This is a genomic window from Shewanella sp. 125m-1 (assembly GCF_052977065.1).
This window is the reverse complement of record NZ_JBRILT010000100.1, coordinates 1-596: the sequence shown is the minus strand read 5'-3', so window position 1 is coordinate 596 and position 596 is coordinate 1. Positions and strand designations below refer to the sequence as shown.

At 41.8% G+C, this 596-nt stretch carries 1 protein-coding gene; it reads right to left on the bottom strand.

Annotation, left to right across the window (positions count from 1 at the left end):
- Window positions 1–4 precede the first annotated feature (4 nt).
- On the bottom strand, window positions 5–596 hold a 592-nt coding region (locus ACVBIK_RS20680), incomplete at its 5' end, for a transposase (protein ID WP_447170429.1).

Genomic DNA, 596 nt, shown 5'->3' with positions numbered 1-596 from the left:
CCGTTCACTTAAGGTGAACGGCATTTTTATTTTTGGCATACCGTTGAGGCCTTGGTTTTACTGTTCTGGGGAAAGTTCTTTCTCTGCGCCCCTCTAAAATTAAGCTTTCAGCCATATTGTGAAATCCTTTTAATTGGCGAGGTATTGCGCCTGGAGTGGAGTATGGAAGCCCAACTAGTAATGCTGTTACTCGTGCAAGTGTGCCCTTAAAACTGAGTTGATATGGCAAATAGTTTCCTTTCAAACTAAAGCTTAATTCAACCATTTGGTAACGGATTAAATTGTATGTCAGTAAGATGCCCCATAACTCTTGTTTAACTAATTCAGGTAAGCGACTGCGTAAGGTAAGACGGCTACCTAACATGTATTGTTTCTGCTCACGATAACCTAACTCTATTTCCCAGCGATGCTCGTACAGCCCTGTTATATCGGCTGTTGGAAATCGCATGGCATCAAGCATTGAGGTTAAAACTTCATAGGTTTTACCTTTTATTTTACGTGTAACAAGGCGTGCTTGAATCGTTTCAGGTAACTCAGGCCAGAGCTTTCTCGCTCTTGGGTTGCTATGTAGTAGCACCAATTTATCATTACGCCCT